The sequence below is a fragment of the Salimicrobium jeotgali genome, assembly GCF_001685435.2.
In the GTDB taxonomy this organism is placed as follows: Bacteria; Bacillota; Bacilli; order Bacillales; family Halobacillaceae; genus Salimicrobium; species Salimicrobium album.
Map to the genome: position 1 here is coordinate 1,689,837 of NZ_CP011361.2, position 12,895 is coordinate 1,702,731.

Sequence of the window (12,895 nt, forward strand, 5' to 3'; positions counted from 1 at the left end):
GTGACGAAGCTGTGAAGTCTGTATAGTTATATAAAAAACCGGACCCCGGAAGGTTTCCGGAATCCAGGTCTCGCCTTATTAATTGAGTTTTTGTTTTAAGAGAAAAGCTGACTGATGCGTGTGATTGTTGCCTGATCCAGTGTCACATCTGCTGCTTTGTTGTTATGAAACACCTGGTCTTTTCTCTTCGCACCCGGAATTACAGCATCGATTGCTTCCTGATGAATGTAATAAGCGAGCACGAGCTGAGCCGTATCAAGACCGTATGAATCCGCGATCGGTTTCAGTTCGTTGACTTTCCGGACGTTCTCTTTAAACTTCTCCCCCTGAAACTCGGGTTTCTGATGGCGGAGATCCCCTTCAGGAAAAGTCGTGTCCTCCTCATACTTACCGGCCAGTAGTCCGGAGGCAAATGGGAAGAACGGTACGAAACCGATCCCCTGTTCTTTCACGTAAGGGAAATACGTCTCCTCTGCTTCCCGCTCAAAAAGATTATAGTGTTCCTGTATAACATCGACATATCCGTCCTGATTCGCTTCTTTCAACTGATCCATCGAAAAGTTGGAAACACCCACAGCCCGTATCTTACCTGCCTCTTTCAATTCCTGAAGCGCACCGACTGCTTCATACTTCGGTGTATCTTCATCCGGAAAATGAATATAGTAAAGGTCGATGTAATCGAGACCGAGACGCTTAAGGCTGTTATCAACCGCCTGTTTCAAAAATTCCGGACGGTTACTTTTACCGCCGTCATCTGTGTGGGCACCTTTCGTAGCAAGAACGACTTCCTGACGTTTGCCGGATTCCGCAATCGCCTGACCCACGAGTTCCTCGGAACGTCCGTTACCGTAGGCATAGGCCGTATCAAGAAAATCCACGCCTCTATCGATAGCCGCTTTCACCATGTCCACGCCCTGCTGCTCATCAAGATTCGGATATATGTTGTGTCCTCCGACCGCATTTGTGCCAAGTCCGATCGGGTTGATGGATAAATCTGTTTTGCCGAGAGTTACCTTGCTTACCATAATCATCCCTCCTGCCCCACTATTTCCACATTTCTTTCATTCTTAATCGTCAAATAGCCAGAAGCCAAACGAAAAATGGCCCGAAAAAAGAACCGATGATGGCAGCCAGACTCATTGCCACAGAACTCATTGATACAGTTTCTTCCCCGTACTCCACAGCTTTTGAAGTACCGAGCCCGTGAGCAGCCGTGCCCAGTGCTATCCCCTTTCCTGTGTTACCGAATGGAATATATTTAAAAAATAAGGGGGAGGTCAATATGGCGGTAAATCCTGCAATCATCGTGAAAGCTACTGCCATCGAAGGAATGCCGCCTATTTCGGAAGCTACCGGCACCGCAATCGGTGTAGTCAGAGACTTCGGCAGAATGGTAAGGAGCAGTTCACGCTCCAGCCCGAGAGCCGTCGCCATCGCATATCCCGAACCGAAAGCTGTAATGACGCCGACAATGACACTAACGACAATCGGGAGAAAGTGTTTCTTCAGAACAGCCCGCTGCCGGTACATCGGGTAAGCCAGCGCCACGACGGCCGGCCCCAGCATGCGGTCGACCCACACCGCCCCCTCCATATATGTCTCATACGAAACTCCGGTTATAAGAAGTATGGCAACCATCACAGCTACAGTAGTAAGCACCGGAGTGAGCAGGGGTGTGCGGTATTCAGAATAAATTTTGCCCATCAATAAAAAGGTGAAAATCGTAAGCAGAAGCATTATAAAAGCCATTACGCTCCTCCTTTTTTCGACAGTTTTTCACTCGTAAAGCCGGCGATGAACATCGTCAGCCACGTCCCCGTAATCGTCATTATAATCATAACGATACCCGTACCGCTCAGCAGCACGGGGTACTCAATGATTCCCACCGTAACCGGCACAAAGAACAATGGCAGGTACGCAAGCATAAAACCTGCACCGTGATCGACCCAACCGGCCGGGAGCACTCCGGTCAGGAGCAGAGTCAGAAGAAGCAGAAGACCGATTATACTTCCGGGCACCGGGAGCCCGCTCCACTCCTGGAGTTTGCTTCCTATGTAGTATAAAACGAATAGTCCTGCCACCTGCAGAACAATCTTTCCTCCGAGTTGCATACACACTCCCCTTTCTTCGTTCCGGTACGATCGTTTCTCCCTATATTATCATATTATTGGTGGATTTTTCCCGTACTTCTATCGTTATGAAGGCTCCTTTGAAAAAACAGGACGAATGAGCAGTTCCATTATTCATGTTACTCTTTAAGTTGGAAGTATGTACTTAAATGAAGGAGGAATTACTTATGGGACAAGACATTAAGGGTAAAGTTGCATACATTACCGGGGCCGGCAGCGGCATCGGTAAGGCGACAGCTATCGAATTCGCGCAGGAAGGCGTTCATGTCGGGCTCATTGCCCGTACCGAAACGAAACTTCAGCAGGTGAAAGAAGAGGCAGAGAAATACGGAGTAAAAGCGGAGTACGCTGCCGTGGACATCTCTGATCTTGAAGAGACGGAGAAAGCGGTTTCCGGTCTGAAAGAAAAGCTCGGGAAAGCCGACATTCTTATCAATAACGCAGGGGTCGGCCTGCACGGTAACTTCCTGGACACGGACCCTGACGACTGGAAGCGGACAGTGGAAATCAACCTGTTCGGTATGTATCACATGACCCGTGCTGTACTTCCGGACATGATCGAGAAAAACGGGGGAGATATGATCAACATCTCCTCGAGTAACGGTCTGAAAGGCACCGCGGGCTCCACTTCTTACAGTGCTTCCAAATTTGCCGTTCAGGGAATGACCGAAGCACTGATGCAGGAAGTGCGTCCGCATAATATCCGCGTCTTTACCATGAACCCGAGTCTGGTAGCAACTGAACTCGCATTCGGTGATAACCCTGATAAAAATGATGAACAGAAATTCATGCAGCCGGAGGATCTGGCTGAATACATGGTGGCGCAGCTGAAGCTTCACCCGCGCATCTTCATTAAACAGTCTCTCCAGTGGGCAACCAACCCTTTCTGATATTTATTACAAAAAAGCCTTTCCTCCTGAACGGGGAAAGGCTTTATATATATGCCAGGGATTGAGAAGCGGGTCAGTCATCTTTATCCGTATCCCTGTCTACGCCAGTTTCCGGACGTGGCACGCGTTCTTCGAGCACCTTTTTCAGACGTTCTTTATAAGCGGCTTCCACGAGAATGTAGAGGAAATCCCCTTCCTTGATTTCTGTTTCCCCGTACGGCGTAATGACCCGGTTCTCCCGGATGATCGCGCTTATGTTGGCCCGGTTGGGAAAAGAGATTTCATGCAGTTTCTTCCCGACGACAGCTGACTCCCTGTTCGTCTGGAACTGTATCATTTCCGCCTGGGCTTTCCCCATTGAAATCAATTCGATGGAATGATGCGGTACATCCTTCTTCTTCCCCACGAGTTCGAGTTTGTTTGCGAAATTCGAAATCGTCGACCCCTGAACAAGTGCGGAGGAGAGGACGATAAAGAAGACGATGTTGAAGATATCGCGACTTGCCTCCAGTCCCTCAACGATCGGGAATGTGGCCAGTACAATCGGCACGGCTCCGCGGAGGCCGGCCCAGGAAATGAAGATTTTCTCTTTCACTGTATAGTTCATTTTAATGAGGGAAAGAAATACGGCAACGGGCCGCGCAACGATAATGAGAATGAAGGCAAGAAGGAACCCGTTCCCCATAATCTCTGCGGTGAATAACTGTCCGGGATATACGAGCAGTCCGAGAATAATAAACATCAGAATCTGCGCCATCCATGCAAACCCTTCATTGAATTGAAAAATCGAATACCGGTAAGTCAGCTCACTGTTTCCGATAACGAGAGCTGCCACATATACTGCAAGAAATCCGCTGCCCCCTGCGAACGCAGTGATACTGTATGTAATCAGAGCAAATGCCACGGAAAGAATCGGATAAAGAGCACTTGAGTCCAGCCTTATATTGTTGATTGACAGAGAACCGATTTTTCCGACCGCCAGGCCAAAGAGAAGACCGAGTCCCATCTGCACAAAAAAGGTCGGGATCATAGCCCATATACTGCCATCGTTAGCGGCGATAAGCTCAATAAGGGACAGAGTGAGAAACACTGCCATCGGATCGTTCGTCCCTGATTCAGCTTCAAGCGTCGCTCCCATTTTAGCCTTGATGTTCCTTTCTTTTAAAGCGGCAAAGACAGCGGCCGCATCGGTTGAACCGACGATCGCTCCGAGCAGCATACCTTCAAGAAGCGAAAAGTTGAAAAGGAAATAAGCACTGAACCCGATGAGTAAAGAGGTGATCAGCACACCGAGAGTTGCGAGGGAGAGAGAAGGAAGCGCTACAGACTTAACGGTCGCCCATTTTGTGTGCAGGCCACCCTCAAACAAAATGATGACGAGAGCGAAGACACCGATGATCTGCGCAGTACCTGCATCATGGAAGTAAACCAGCCCCAGCCCGTCACTGCCCGTCACCATCCCGACCATTATAAACAGAATCAGGGAAGGGATGCCCCAGCGACTGGAGAACTTGGCAACAATGATGCCGCTGAATAATAGAAACGCCGCTAATAGTAAGAAACCGTTTGTGCCAAACGAGTTAAGGAACATAGATAGATTGGATTCTCCTTTTGAAAGTTAATATAAATCCCTACTTTAAGATTATAGGAATTTTATATTAAAATCAAAATTTCATTAAAGACTCCCCCACCTCAACTTCTGGCAGAGAAGCGCGATTATCATCCGGTTTTATTTTCAGGTGACCGGAAGAACCCTGAATTCGGAAGCGAGTCTGAAAACTTCTTCCGTTTCACGCGATTCGGTCATCGTTACTATCACCCGATATACTCCCGGTTCAAAATCGGATTTTATTTCATCAAGCACAACAGCAGATTCGAAACTCTCTCCCGGCTTCACTTCTTTGGCCCGTTCCCGAAATGGAATTTCTTCATCGAACGGCAGTTCTTTCCACGTTCCGTCCGTTTCTTTTTCTATTTTATACCCCATATCATAAAAAACGGGGGCCTCACTTGCATTGATGATGTAAAAGTGCACTCCGTTTTCCCCATTATCGACTTCCGATTCCGCTTTAAAGGTAACTTCGTTTTCCGTATGCGGGAGTTGACCATACTCACTCGTCGGATAACCTGATTGACAGCCTGCAAGCAAAACCATACATATCACAATCACCGCTCTATTCAACGCCGCTCCCCCCTGAATCAGTAAAACTTCACCGGTACCTGAGCTTCATTTTCCAGCACATTACATCCCTGCCATAATTATAACAATTCTGACAATTCAAAGGATAGAGGAATATTTTCCAATTATCAACCAATCTTATCGTGCCCCCGCTCCCCTCAATTTGCCGCGAGCTGTATTTATTCGGGCGGAGTGGCGAGACCGGAGATGTCATCCCATCCATAGATCAGCTCATTCAGCGTTTTTCCGTCTATCCCGATTTTTATTTTATCGAGTAGTTTTGCGCCCAGCGCTTCGTAAAAATATCTGGATTCATTTTCAGCCAGAACGTATACGAGCATCGAAGACCGTCCGCCTTCCATAAGCTCATTCACGACGGGAGTGAGCAGTTTTCTGCCAAGCCCCTTCCCCTGGTCATCTTCTCTTATATAAATGGCGTACAGCTCCGCTTCATGCGGATGAAGTTGAGGAGATCGGCTCGGACCTCCGCTTGCAAATCCCGTAATCTCCTCTTCTTCATTCACCGCCACGTAAACCATACCTTTTTCGATAATCTTTTCCCATTTCTCCCTTCTGTTCTCCGGGGTCATCCGGTTCAGGTATCCCTCCGGTACAATCCCCCGATACGTCGTCTTCCAGGTCTCCACCTGAACTTTCGCAACGCCGGGCGCGTCTTCCAGGCGTGCGCTTCTTATTTCCATATGATTCCTCCTTCCGCGTAGCTGAAACAGTTATATGAATCTTCTTTCGTTCAGCCATTTTCCCATTTTCGAAAAAACCAACCTCCCCTGTCTGTTTGACCGGTCATGAGGACGGCAGAAAGCATGGTAATCCACCTGATCGATAAAAACGGCCAGCCTTACCATAGCGAACAGGAAAGAGGCCGTGGAGCCTATGGAGAAGCTGAGCCCGTATCCATCGTATCCAAGAGGCAAAAACACCAGAGACAGAATCAGGTTCAGACTGAAGAACATGATTGATGTGTACATAGCTCCCCGCCGATCCTCAAAGTAAAGAAGAATGAGAGTAACTATAAGTACCATAGCGTTTGAAAACGCTCCGACTGCCGTAAATCGGAAGATGGAAATAATTTCGTCCTCGAAACTGAGAAAAGCTGTCAGGTAACCGATGAACAGAATAACGAACAGGGAAAAAACCCCCTGACTCCGGAAGAGACCCTCCAGCTCCTGTCTCAATACACGCTGCATTTTCTCTTTAGCCTTCCTGATTTCACCGAGAGTTCCGCCTTCGTTGACATTCCCGTAGAAAATCCGGTACCTTTCATAAAAACGTGTTTCCACGGAAACCACGAAAATGATAAGAGCAGGGATGATTGTCAGATAAGAAAGGAAAACGGCCGTATCGTATATTCTATGATAAAGGAAAGTATCAAAGAGGGAAGAGCCCCCCGGCCCGAACCATATTACCCAGTTACAGACCCACACCCCTGCGTTATACAGAAAGCCCGTCCAGAATAGAGACGGGTACTTATCAAAATAACTTAAGTAGCTGAACTGGCCTTCGACCGTTTTCTCTCCAAAAGTCATAAGCATAGAAAGCAGGAGTCCAAACAGCGTTACGATCATCCCGCTCGTAAAACCGAGAAGCAGAAAGAAGCTGAGACTGTGTTCTGCGAATGTGAACATTTGCACATTGAACCCCATCCAGACAATAAGGATAATGGAAATGACAGCCCCGCTCAGAAAACTGTACGCCACGGCCTGGTAAAACTTAGCCGCACTTAAGAATAAAAACATTACCCAAATCAGGTTAATAGTAACAAATAATGCCAATATCAGAACATTAAAGTGAAAAGGAAGCTCGGAGAACCAGAGGAACAGCAACCAGGTGACCGATGCAATCATCAGAGTCAGCTTCGTCATTCCTATGAATGTTGCAAATATTTCTTTCGAACGGTTTTCAAATATCAGGTCTGCAAGATACCGCGTAACGACCAACTGCTGAATACCGAAAATCACCTGGGAAAAAATGAAACAGTACGCTACCGACAGCGTGAACAGTTCATTTTCCTGCCGGCTTATATCGATGAATTGAGTGGTGAGCCACTGGATCAGGGTAATGGTAACGATAACGATGAGCCACGGGCCTGCTGTCACCAGTCCTGCGAAGACATATGCTTTGAAACGGGAAGAAAAGTAATCCTCCTGGAACAGTTTCTGTAATCTAAACCCGATGCCTGCCATAAGCTTCTTCCCTCCTCTGATACAATTCTCTGTACTGTTCAATCAACTGGTTCAATTGATAATACGTCTCCACACGTTTTTTACCGTTCCAGCCGAACTTTACAGTCTCCTCCGGATGAGCGTACATCCACTCACATTTTTCCGCTACCTGTAGCGGCTTTACCGGTGGCACGACAAATCCTGCCGGTCCGTACGGATCACCTTCACCTCCGAGAATCAGTTCGGAACAGGACCCCACGTCTGTAACTACCCACGGGACTCCGGCAGCCATTCCTTCCAGAACTGCGAGCGGCTGGCCTTCGGAAATACTGGTAAGTAAGCACACATCAAATGTCGGCAGATAATCACTTATATTCACTTTGCCTGTCAGAAAGACGGAGTTCTCGAGTTCCAGCTGATTGATAAGACGCCTGCATTCCTCTGCGTAATCTTCTTCTTCATCGAGCGGGCCCATTATGTACATTTCAAATGGAATGGACTTCTCGGCCAGAAGATTAGCGGCCTGGATCATCGTCTTGATATCTTTGATCGGAACTACCCGTACGATAGCGCCAATAATCAACGTATCCTTACCTTTTTCGGATTTTTGGATAGCGCCCAGCCGCTCATAGTCGATTCCGTTAGGTACAACATGTAACTTCCCGGCAGGTGCCCCAAGCGTCTCCTGCAGTTCACTGTTTCTCTCAAACAGCGTAATCACATCATCCGCTTCCGTGTACGCCTGCAGGGACAAGTGATGGAAAAATTTCACCCAGCGCTCTTTGTAATAATCGGCGATCCATGCCGCCTGCAAAATTTCTTCCTCGCGCTCCCGGGAATAGATCCCGTGCTCTGTCAAAATAAAAGGAATGTCCTGCTGCTGTTTCATGGCGGCTCCTATCAGCCCGGCATAACCGGTGGAAACGGACTGGACCAGATCCACGTCCGGAAAATCGAACTGCAGCAGTTCAATAACCGGCGAGAACATTCCTTTCCACATAAAGAGATATTCAATAAAAGAAGCCGTCTGCTTTTCTTCTTCATAGCTGCTTTGTACGATATGCCAGAACAGCCGGCTCGAGAAGAACTCGGAAGGATCTCCCAGCCTTCCGCTCAGCATATTCAGCGCCGTATCACTGGTCTTCCGGAACATCATCCATTCGGTGAGTGCTTCCTCTTCTTCTGCAGAAAGCCTTTGTTTTTTCATCTTCTTTTTTTGTTTCATGTTCAATGGAAGGTTGGTTACGCCGGTTACGTTCTCCGGCAAAGTGTAACGATAGTCTTTTTCCGTCATCTGTTTCGGTGTGATAGCGACAATTTCAAATTCATGTTCGGGCATTCTCTGAATCATCATTTGTACCCAGTTGGCCACTCCCCCACTGACGTAAGGATAACTCCCTTCCACGATCATACCTATTTTCATTTGCCCCGCTCCTTAATAAGGATCTCAGCTTCCGGCTCTTTAACAGTCACCCGGTATAATCCTTCACTTAATTCGTCCACACTACCATAAGAATATTTTCCTTCATTGAGAAACTTGCCATTCTCCAGCCTGATGAGAAACTCACTCGGTTTCAGGATTTCATCCCCTGTAATAACGATCCGGTCTTCCTTATAGGATACCGTCAGTTCCGATTCCTGATAACTTTTCATTTTTTTCGTAGCGTTCGACTGGGTCATGGCTTCCAGGTAAGGGTAGTTTTCTTTAACGTGCTCTCCCATATCCTGTAACCTGGAACGCATCTGGCTCCAGTTTCTGCCTTGTGCCCTGTAGGAATCCAGTACGTCATCCGGGTGGACGAAGTGGGAGAAAACACCAAAGTTAGCAATAACGTCTGTCTGGAGAAACTGGTCTTCCGGACTTTCTGCATATCCGCTCGTCATTCGCGGAAAATAATAAAGGTTGTTCTTAACATCGCCCGGCCCGAATTCCTGTTCAAGACTTCCCTTGTCTCCCCCGATATATAATGAACTGATTGTCTTTAATTCAGGAAGCGACTGTTCCAGCGCTTTAATTCCGGTCGTGTTGATTACGTTGGAAGGAGGAACGTAGGATTTGATCTCTTCGTCAGGAAAATAGTATTTGAAAACACCTTCCACTTCCTTAATCATTTCCACCATCTGCCGGTTATTCTTCCACGGTACATATCCGAGCGTCTCATCTATCGGTTCGGAAGGGGTGACCAGGGACTGGTGGTTATACCCGTGCAGACCAAGTTCTCCTCCTTCACTCAATAAATCACGGCCGAAGTAGAGCATAGGATAACGGAGATTTTCCCGGATCTCTTTCCCTTTCAATTCCGTATCATCCCTGTACGTACCTATTAAGTAACCCGTGTACGTGAAGTCATGGTTCTCTCCGATCTCTTTCATATCCTCCCACCATACGTCTGTGTAAAAATCACGTATTGATTTATCATACTCCTGCTCTATTTTCTCCGGAGTTTCAAAAGGAATAGGGGACGGAAAGTCGTCGATATGAAAAACTTTAATGGAGGCCTGGGCACTGACGAAAGCAGGCGGAAGCATGGAGAGTGATTGAAGCAGCATTCCCCTCGTAGTTTTACCCACAGTGATGGTTGAATTCCAGAACATCACTTTCCCTTTGCCTCTTTCATGGATCCACATAAGCGGCTCTTCTTCCACTGTAAGAGGCACCGCTACCTCTTCTTTCAGTTCAACATCGGCGATACTGTGGGAAAAAAGTTCAGAGGATGCACCAAGATCCACGTAACCGGGGAACAGTTCCTGTTCGAAAGAAATACCGTGCAGATCGCCTTTGTATCCCTCCGCTTTCTTAATACCAAGAAGATCGTTCCAATCCGAATCGACAAAACGGCCGGCGATCATCACCCGTCCGCCTTCTTCCACAAACTCGGTGATAACGTCCCTCGGCCACTCTTCGGAATGTTCTCCGGCAAGAACTATTATCGAATAAGGGGAAGGGGCAATGTTTTTTATCTCCTCCCTGCCTACCTGTTCGTATGGCACTTTTGCATACTCGAGGGCCTGTTTCATATTTCCGATGGCTCCCTCGGACAGGTCACTCTCATTCTGGTGAAGAAATACCTTGAGTTCCTCCTCCCCCTTCTTCGGCTCTTCCGCAGTCATTACCGGGAACTCATTCTCCGGTGAGGAGTTGGGAGGAAACCACTGCTGGAACGTTTCCATTCTGATGAGCTGCAGAATAGTCACCATGCCTATCAGCAGTACAGCGAAGGTTATGCTCAATTGAATTGTGTGTTTTTTCATAATTCTTCCCCCAGCAAATGTTCAACAATGAAACGTCTGGATTCCGGTATATTGGTCTTCGGGACGTTTTCTTTCAAGGCACTCAGCACGCTGCGTATCTTTTTCCAATCTTTTCTTCCGTAATAATAACGGAGAAGTACCAGATATCCTTCGGCCTGAAGAGGGTGCTTTTCATTCATACTTTCGAGTATTTCCACTCCGGTGGAAGGATCACCCCGATACAGATGAAACTCTCCAAGTCTTTCAAGGAGCAAGGGGCGGTCATTGCCGGAAGCAAGTTCTTCCTCCATGAAACCTTTGTACTCCTTCTCGAGTCTCGAAAGGGAAGGACCTTCCAGCAGCTCACTTTTCAGAAATCGTTCATAGGCTGATAACAGCGTCTTTAATCTGGTCGTATCACCTGGAGTGTATTCCGATTTTGCGAGCTGAATTTCCTTCTCGTGGTTGTCTATCAGCAGGTTCCGGGTGGTAGCAGCGTAGTGGACCATTTCCGAGTTCTGGTTTGTTAGTCCGAGATTTACGTAATGCCCTTTTCTGGAGACGTCCGAATTTATCAGCCTCATAATCGCATCCTGTTTAGATCGTGCTTCAAAATCCGTAAGAGTCTCGGAGAACGGCTGCATATCATAGCTTGCTCTTGCTTCATATCTGATCTGCTCCAGCATCGGCGGCTTATAAGTAACGTACTCCTCGTATGATTCCAGTATGTCATTGCTGCCGAAGCGTCTGGCCATATACCAGACCATCCCTCCAAAAATTTCTCCGATTACAGGGAGAAATAAGCTTACAGTAAAAATCCACAGCACTACTCCCTGTTCTTCTTCTTCCGCCCTTTTCTGAAGAAAAAGCAGCAAAAGAAAAGCCAGAACACCGTGAATAAAATAAAATGTGAGTATCCATACCGGTTGTGTGAAGTTATTGAACATACTGCACAACCTTCTCATCCATAACTTTCTGTATACGATCCTTTACGATGCCGGCATTTTCCGGACCGGTTCCCGGAAGCAGGAAATAAAACACTCCGGTGCCTTCCTCGAACCCGACTATATCCACTTCCCGGAGGTAAGAGCGCAAAATGATTTCCATTTCAACTTTCGACACTGTTCCGGCGTTGACGTACGGCACCTCTATCACACTATAATCGACATCGAACTTCTCTTTACGGTCCTGCTGCTCGATGACTTTTTCTTCAAAAGCTTCCTTGAAATAAATACGTGTCCCCGGATACATTTTCTTCTCTTCTTCTTTCTGCATAGATGCCCGGGATTTTTCAATCCGGTCCGAAAGCCAATCCAGCAGAACGGAAAGAATCTGTATTTCATAATTCGTCAACCGTTCAAAATCGAGATCGTTGATGATCAGCACTTCCTGTACTTTGCCGTTTTGAATAATTGGGCCTGCCAGCACCGGAGCGTCTTCATCATCTTCAACAGAACGGATCGTCACCGTTTTATTCGAAAATAATCTCTGAAGCATCGAATCCTCTCCGGAAACGAAAATGGTCTGCAAAAACGCATCAGGCCCGCCTCTTTTCACACTGAGCCTCATCGCACTGAATGATGCGTCCACATGATAGATGGCTACTTCCCGGGACTGAAATAAATCCGAAATGATCTCAATCGCTTCGTTCCGTATGAGATAAGGGGTCGGCTGATCAAGCGCTTTTCCTACCTGGTAAATTCTGGTCAAGGTGTACTCGCTTTCCAGAACGCGGTTTTGCATCGCTTTCATCGACTCTTCCACGGACTGGATGACCTCTTTCACGTTTTCATTCTCTTCGTAAAGTTCGGAGTTACGGTCACTGAGAGACTCATATCTTTCCCGGAAACTTGTGCCGTACATCCCTCCGATGACGGCAACCAGGAGCAATAGCGCGACATTAATAAAACGGTCGAAGCTGTAGAATACAAGGAATACGTCCCCTCCTCCAATCACCATATCCGCCAGATAGTAAGCCAGCACAAGAAGGAAACTGCTTATACCGATCGTCAAACCGTACCTGAGAGAAAATAAAAGTACCGTTATAAGAAAAGGATTCAATGTCCATTCTCTCATCTCTAACCCGAGTATTTGATCTATCATTCCCAACCCTGCAATGACCAGAATCAGTTCAATGGATTTCCTGATTATGCTTGATTGTCTGTAAATCATCTCATCACCCCTTTTTGGTTCGTTCGGAATACTTTCGAAATAAGTATATTTAATTGTCACAATTGTATATAATAGTAATTACAAAAAATACTTTTTTAACAGGAGAAATGT

General features: G+C 47.0%; 12 protein-coding genes. 1 reads left to right on the top strand and 11 read right to left on the bottom strand.

All coding sequences use genetic code 11. From position 1 onward, the window contains the following. Positions 1–95: 95 nt before the first annotated feature. The 3 genes from AAV35_RS08480 to AAV35_RS08490 are packed head-to-tail and all read right to left on the bottom strand — an operon-like array spanning position 96 to position 2,111. The gene (locus AAV35_RS08480) at positions 96–1,025 is read right to left on the bottom strand and encodes an aldo/keto reductase (protein WP_008592341.1); all 930 of its coding nucleotides are present in this window, start codon (positions 1,023–1,025) and stop codon (positions 96–98) included. Between the two features lie 49 nt (positions 1,026–1,074). Then, the gene (locus AAV35_RS08485; protein ID WP_008592344.1) at positions 1,075–1,749 is read right to left on the bottom strand and encodes an LrgB family protein; all 675 of its coding nucleotides are present in this window, start codon (positions 1,747–1,749) and stop codon (positions 1,075–1,077) included. Next, complete coding sequence (locus AAV35_RS08490) at positions 1,749–2,111, bottom strand: CidA/LrgA family protein (RefSeq protein ID WP_008592346.1); 363 nt, start codon at positions 2,109–2,111, stop codon at positions 1,749–1,751. The genes AAV35_RS08485 and AAV35_RS08490 overlap by 1 nt, the downstream gene beginning before the upstream one ends. A 185-nt stretch (positions 2,112–2,296) precedes the next feature. On the opposite strand from AAV35_RS08490, the gene AAV35_RS08495 reads away from it, so the two are divergent. Continuing rightward, positions 2,297–3,019, top strand: a complete 723-nt coding sequence (locus AAV35_RS08495; RefSeq protein ID WP_008592348.1) for a 3-ketoacyl-ACP reductase — start codon at positions 2,297–2,299, stop codon at positions 3,017–3,019. A 73-nt stretch (positions 3,020–3,092) separates the two neighbouring features. Here AAV35_RS08495 and AAV35_RS08500 read toward each other — a convergent pair whose 3' ends face one another. The 8 genes from AAV35_RS08500 to AAV35_RS08535 all read right to left on the bottom strand — a co-directional run bounded on the left by AAV35_RS08500 (position 3,093) and on the right by AAV35_RS08535 (position 12,784). Then, positions 3,093–4,610, bottom strand: coding sequence for a potassium/proton antiporter (locus AAV35_RS08500; protein WP_008592350.1), 1,518 nt, complete (start codon positions 4,608–4,610; stop codon positions 3,093–3,095). 144 nt (positions 4,611–4,754) lie between these two features. Then, on the bottom strand, positions 4,755–5,201 hold the full coding sequence (locus AAV35_RS08505) for an immunoglobulin-like domain-containing protein (RefSeq protein ID WP_008592352.1): 447 nt from the start codon (positions 5,199–5,201) through the stop codon (positions 4,755–4,757). A gap of 176 nt (positions 5,202–5,377) precedes the next feature. Then, on the bottom strand, positions 5,378–5,899 hold the full coding sequence (locus tag AAV35_RS08510; protein WP_008592354.1) for a GNAT family N-acetyltransferase: 522 nt from the start codon (positions 5,897–5,899) through the stop codon (positions 5,378–5,380). Positions 5,900–5,929: 30 nt separating this feature from the next. Next, entirely contained in the window at positions 5,930–7,402 is a 1,473-nt protein-coding gene (pelG, locus tag AAV35_RS08515) for an exopolysaccharide Pel transporter PelG (RefSeq protein ID WP_008592356.1), read from the bottom strand. Next, the gene (gene pelF / locus AAV35_RS08520; protein ID WP_008592357.1) at positions 7,383–8,804 is read right to left on the bottom strand and encodes a GT4 family glycosyltransferase PelF; all 1,422 of its coding nucleotides are present in this window, start codon (positions 8,802–8,804) and stop codon (positions 7,383–7,385) included. The genes pelG and pelF overlap by 20 nt, the downstream gene beginning before the upstream one ends. After that, a complete protein-coding gene (locus AAV35_RS08525) occupies positions 8,801–10,633 on the bottom strand; it encodes a DUF2194 domain-containing protein (protein ID WP_008592359.1) in 1,833 nt (610 codons plus the stop codon). The genes pelF and AAV35_RS08525 overlap by 4 nt, the downstream gene beginning before the upstream one ends. Further along, entirely contained in the window at positions 10,630–11,559 is a 930-nt protein-coding gene (locus tag AAV35_RS08530) for a hypothetical protein (protein ID WP_008592361.1), read from the bottom strand. The genes AAV35_RS08525 and AAV35_RS08530 overlap by 4 nt, the downstream gene beginning before the upstream one ends. Further along, complete coding sequence (locus tag AAV35_RS08535) at positions 11,549–12,784, bottom strand: hypothetical protein (RefSeq protein WP_008592363.1); 1,236 nt, start codon at positions 12,782–12,784, stop codon at positions 11,549–11,551. Before AAV35_RS08535 ends, AAV35_RS08530 begins: the two co-directional genes overlap by 11 nt. Positions 12,785–12,895 lie beyond the last annotated feature (111 nt).

Coding starts and splice junctions, on each gene's coding strand:
- AAV35_RS08480 (WP_008592341.1), bottom strand. CDS start 1,025: ATGGTAAGCAAGGTAACTCTCGGCAAAACAGATTTATCCATCAACCCG.
- AAV35_RS08485 (WP_008592344.1), bottom strand. CDS start 1,749: ATGGCTTTTATAATGCTTCTGCTTACGATTTTCACCTTTTTATTGATG.
- AAV35_RS08490 (WP_008592346.1), bottom strand. CDS start 2,111: ATGCAACTCGGAGGAAAGATTGTTCTGCAGGTGGCAGGACTATTCGTT.
- AAV35_RS08495 (WP_008592348.1), top strand. CDS start 2,297: ATGGGACAAGACATTAAGGGTAAAGTTGCATACATTACCGGGGCCGGC.
- AAV35_RS08500 (WP_008592350.1), bottom strand. CDS start 4,610: ATGTTCCTTAACTCGTTTGGCACAAACGGTTTCTTACTATTAGCGGCG.
- AAV35_RS08510 (WP_008592354.1), bottom strand. CDS start 5,899: ATGGAAATAAGAAGCGCACGCCTGGAAGACGCGCCCGGCGTTGCGAAA.
- pelG (WP_008592356.1), bottom strand. CDS start 7,402: ATGGCAGGCATCGGGTTTAGATTACAGAAACTGTTCCAGGAGGATTAC.
- pelF (WP_008592357.1), bottom strand. CDS start 8,804: ATGAAAATAGGTATGATCGTGGAAGGGAGTTATCCTTACGTCAGTGGG.
- AAV35_RS08525 (WP_008592359.1), bottom strand. CDS start 10,633: ATGAAAAAACACACAATTCAATTGAGCATAACCTTCGCTGTACTGCTG.
- AAV35_RS08530 (WP_008592361.1), bottom strand. CDS start 11,559: ATGTTCAATAACTTCACACAACCGGTATGGATACTCACATTTTATTTT.
- AAV35_RS08535 (WP_008592363.1), bottom strand. CDS start 12,784: ATGATTTACAGACAATCAAGCATAATCAGGAAATCCATTGAACTGATT.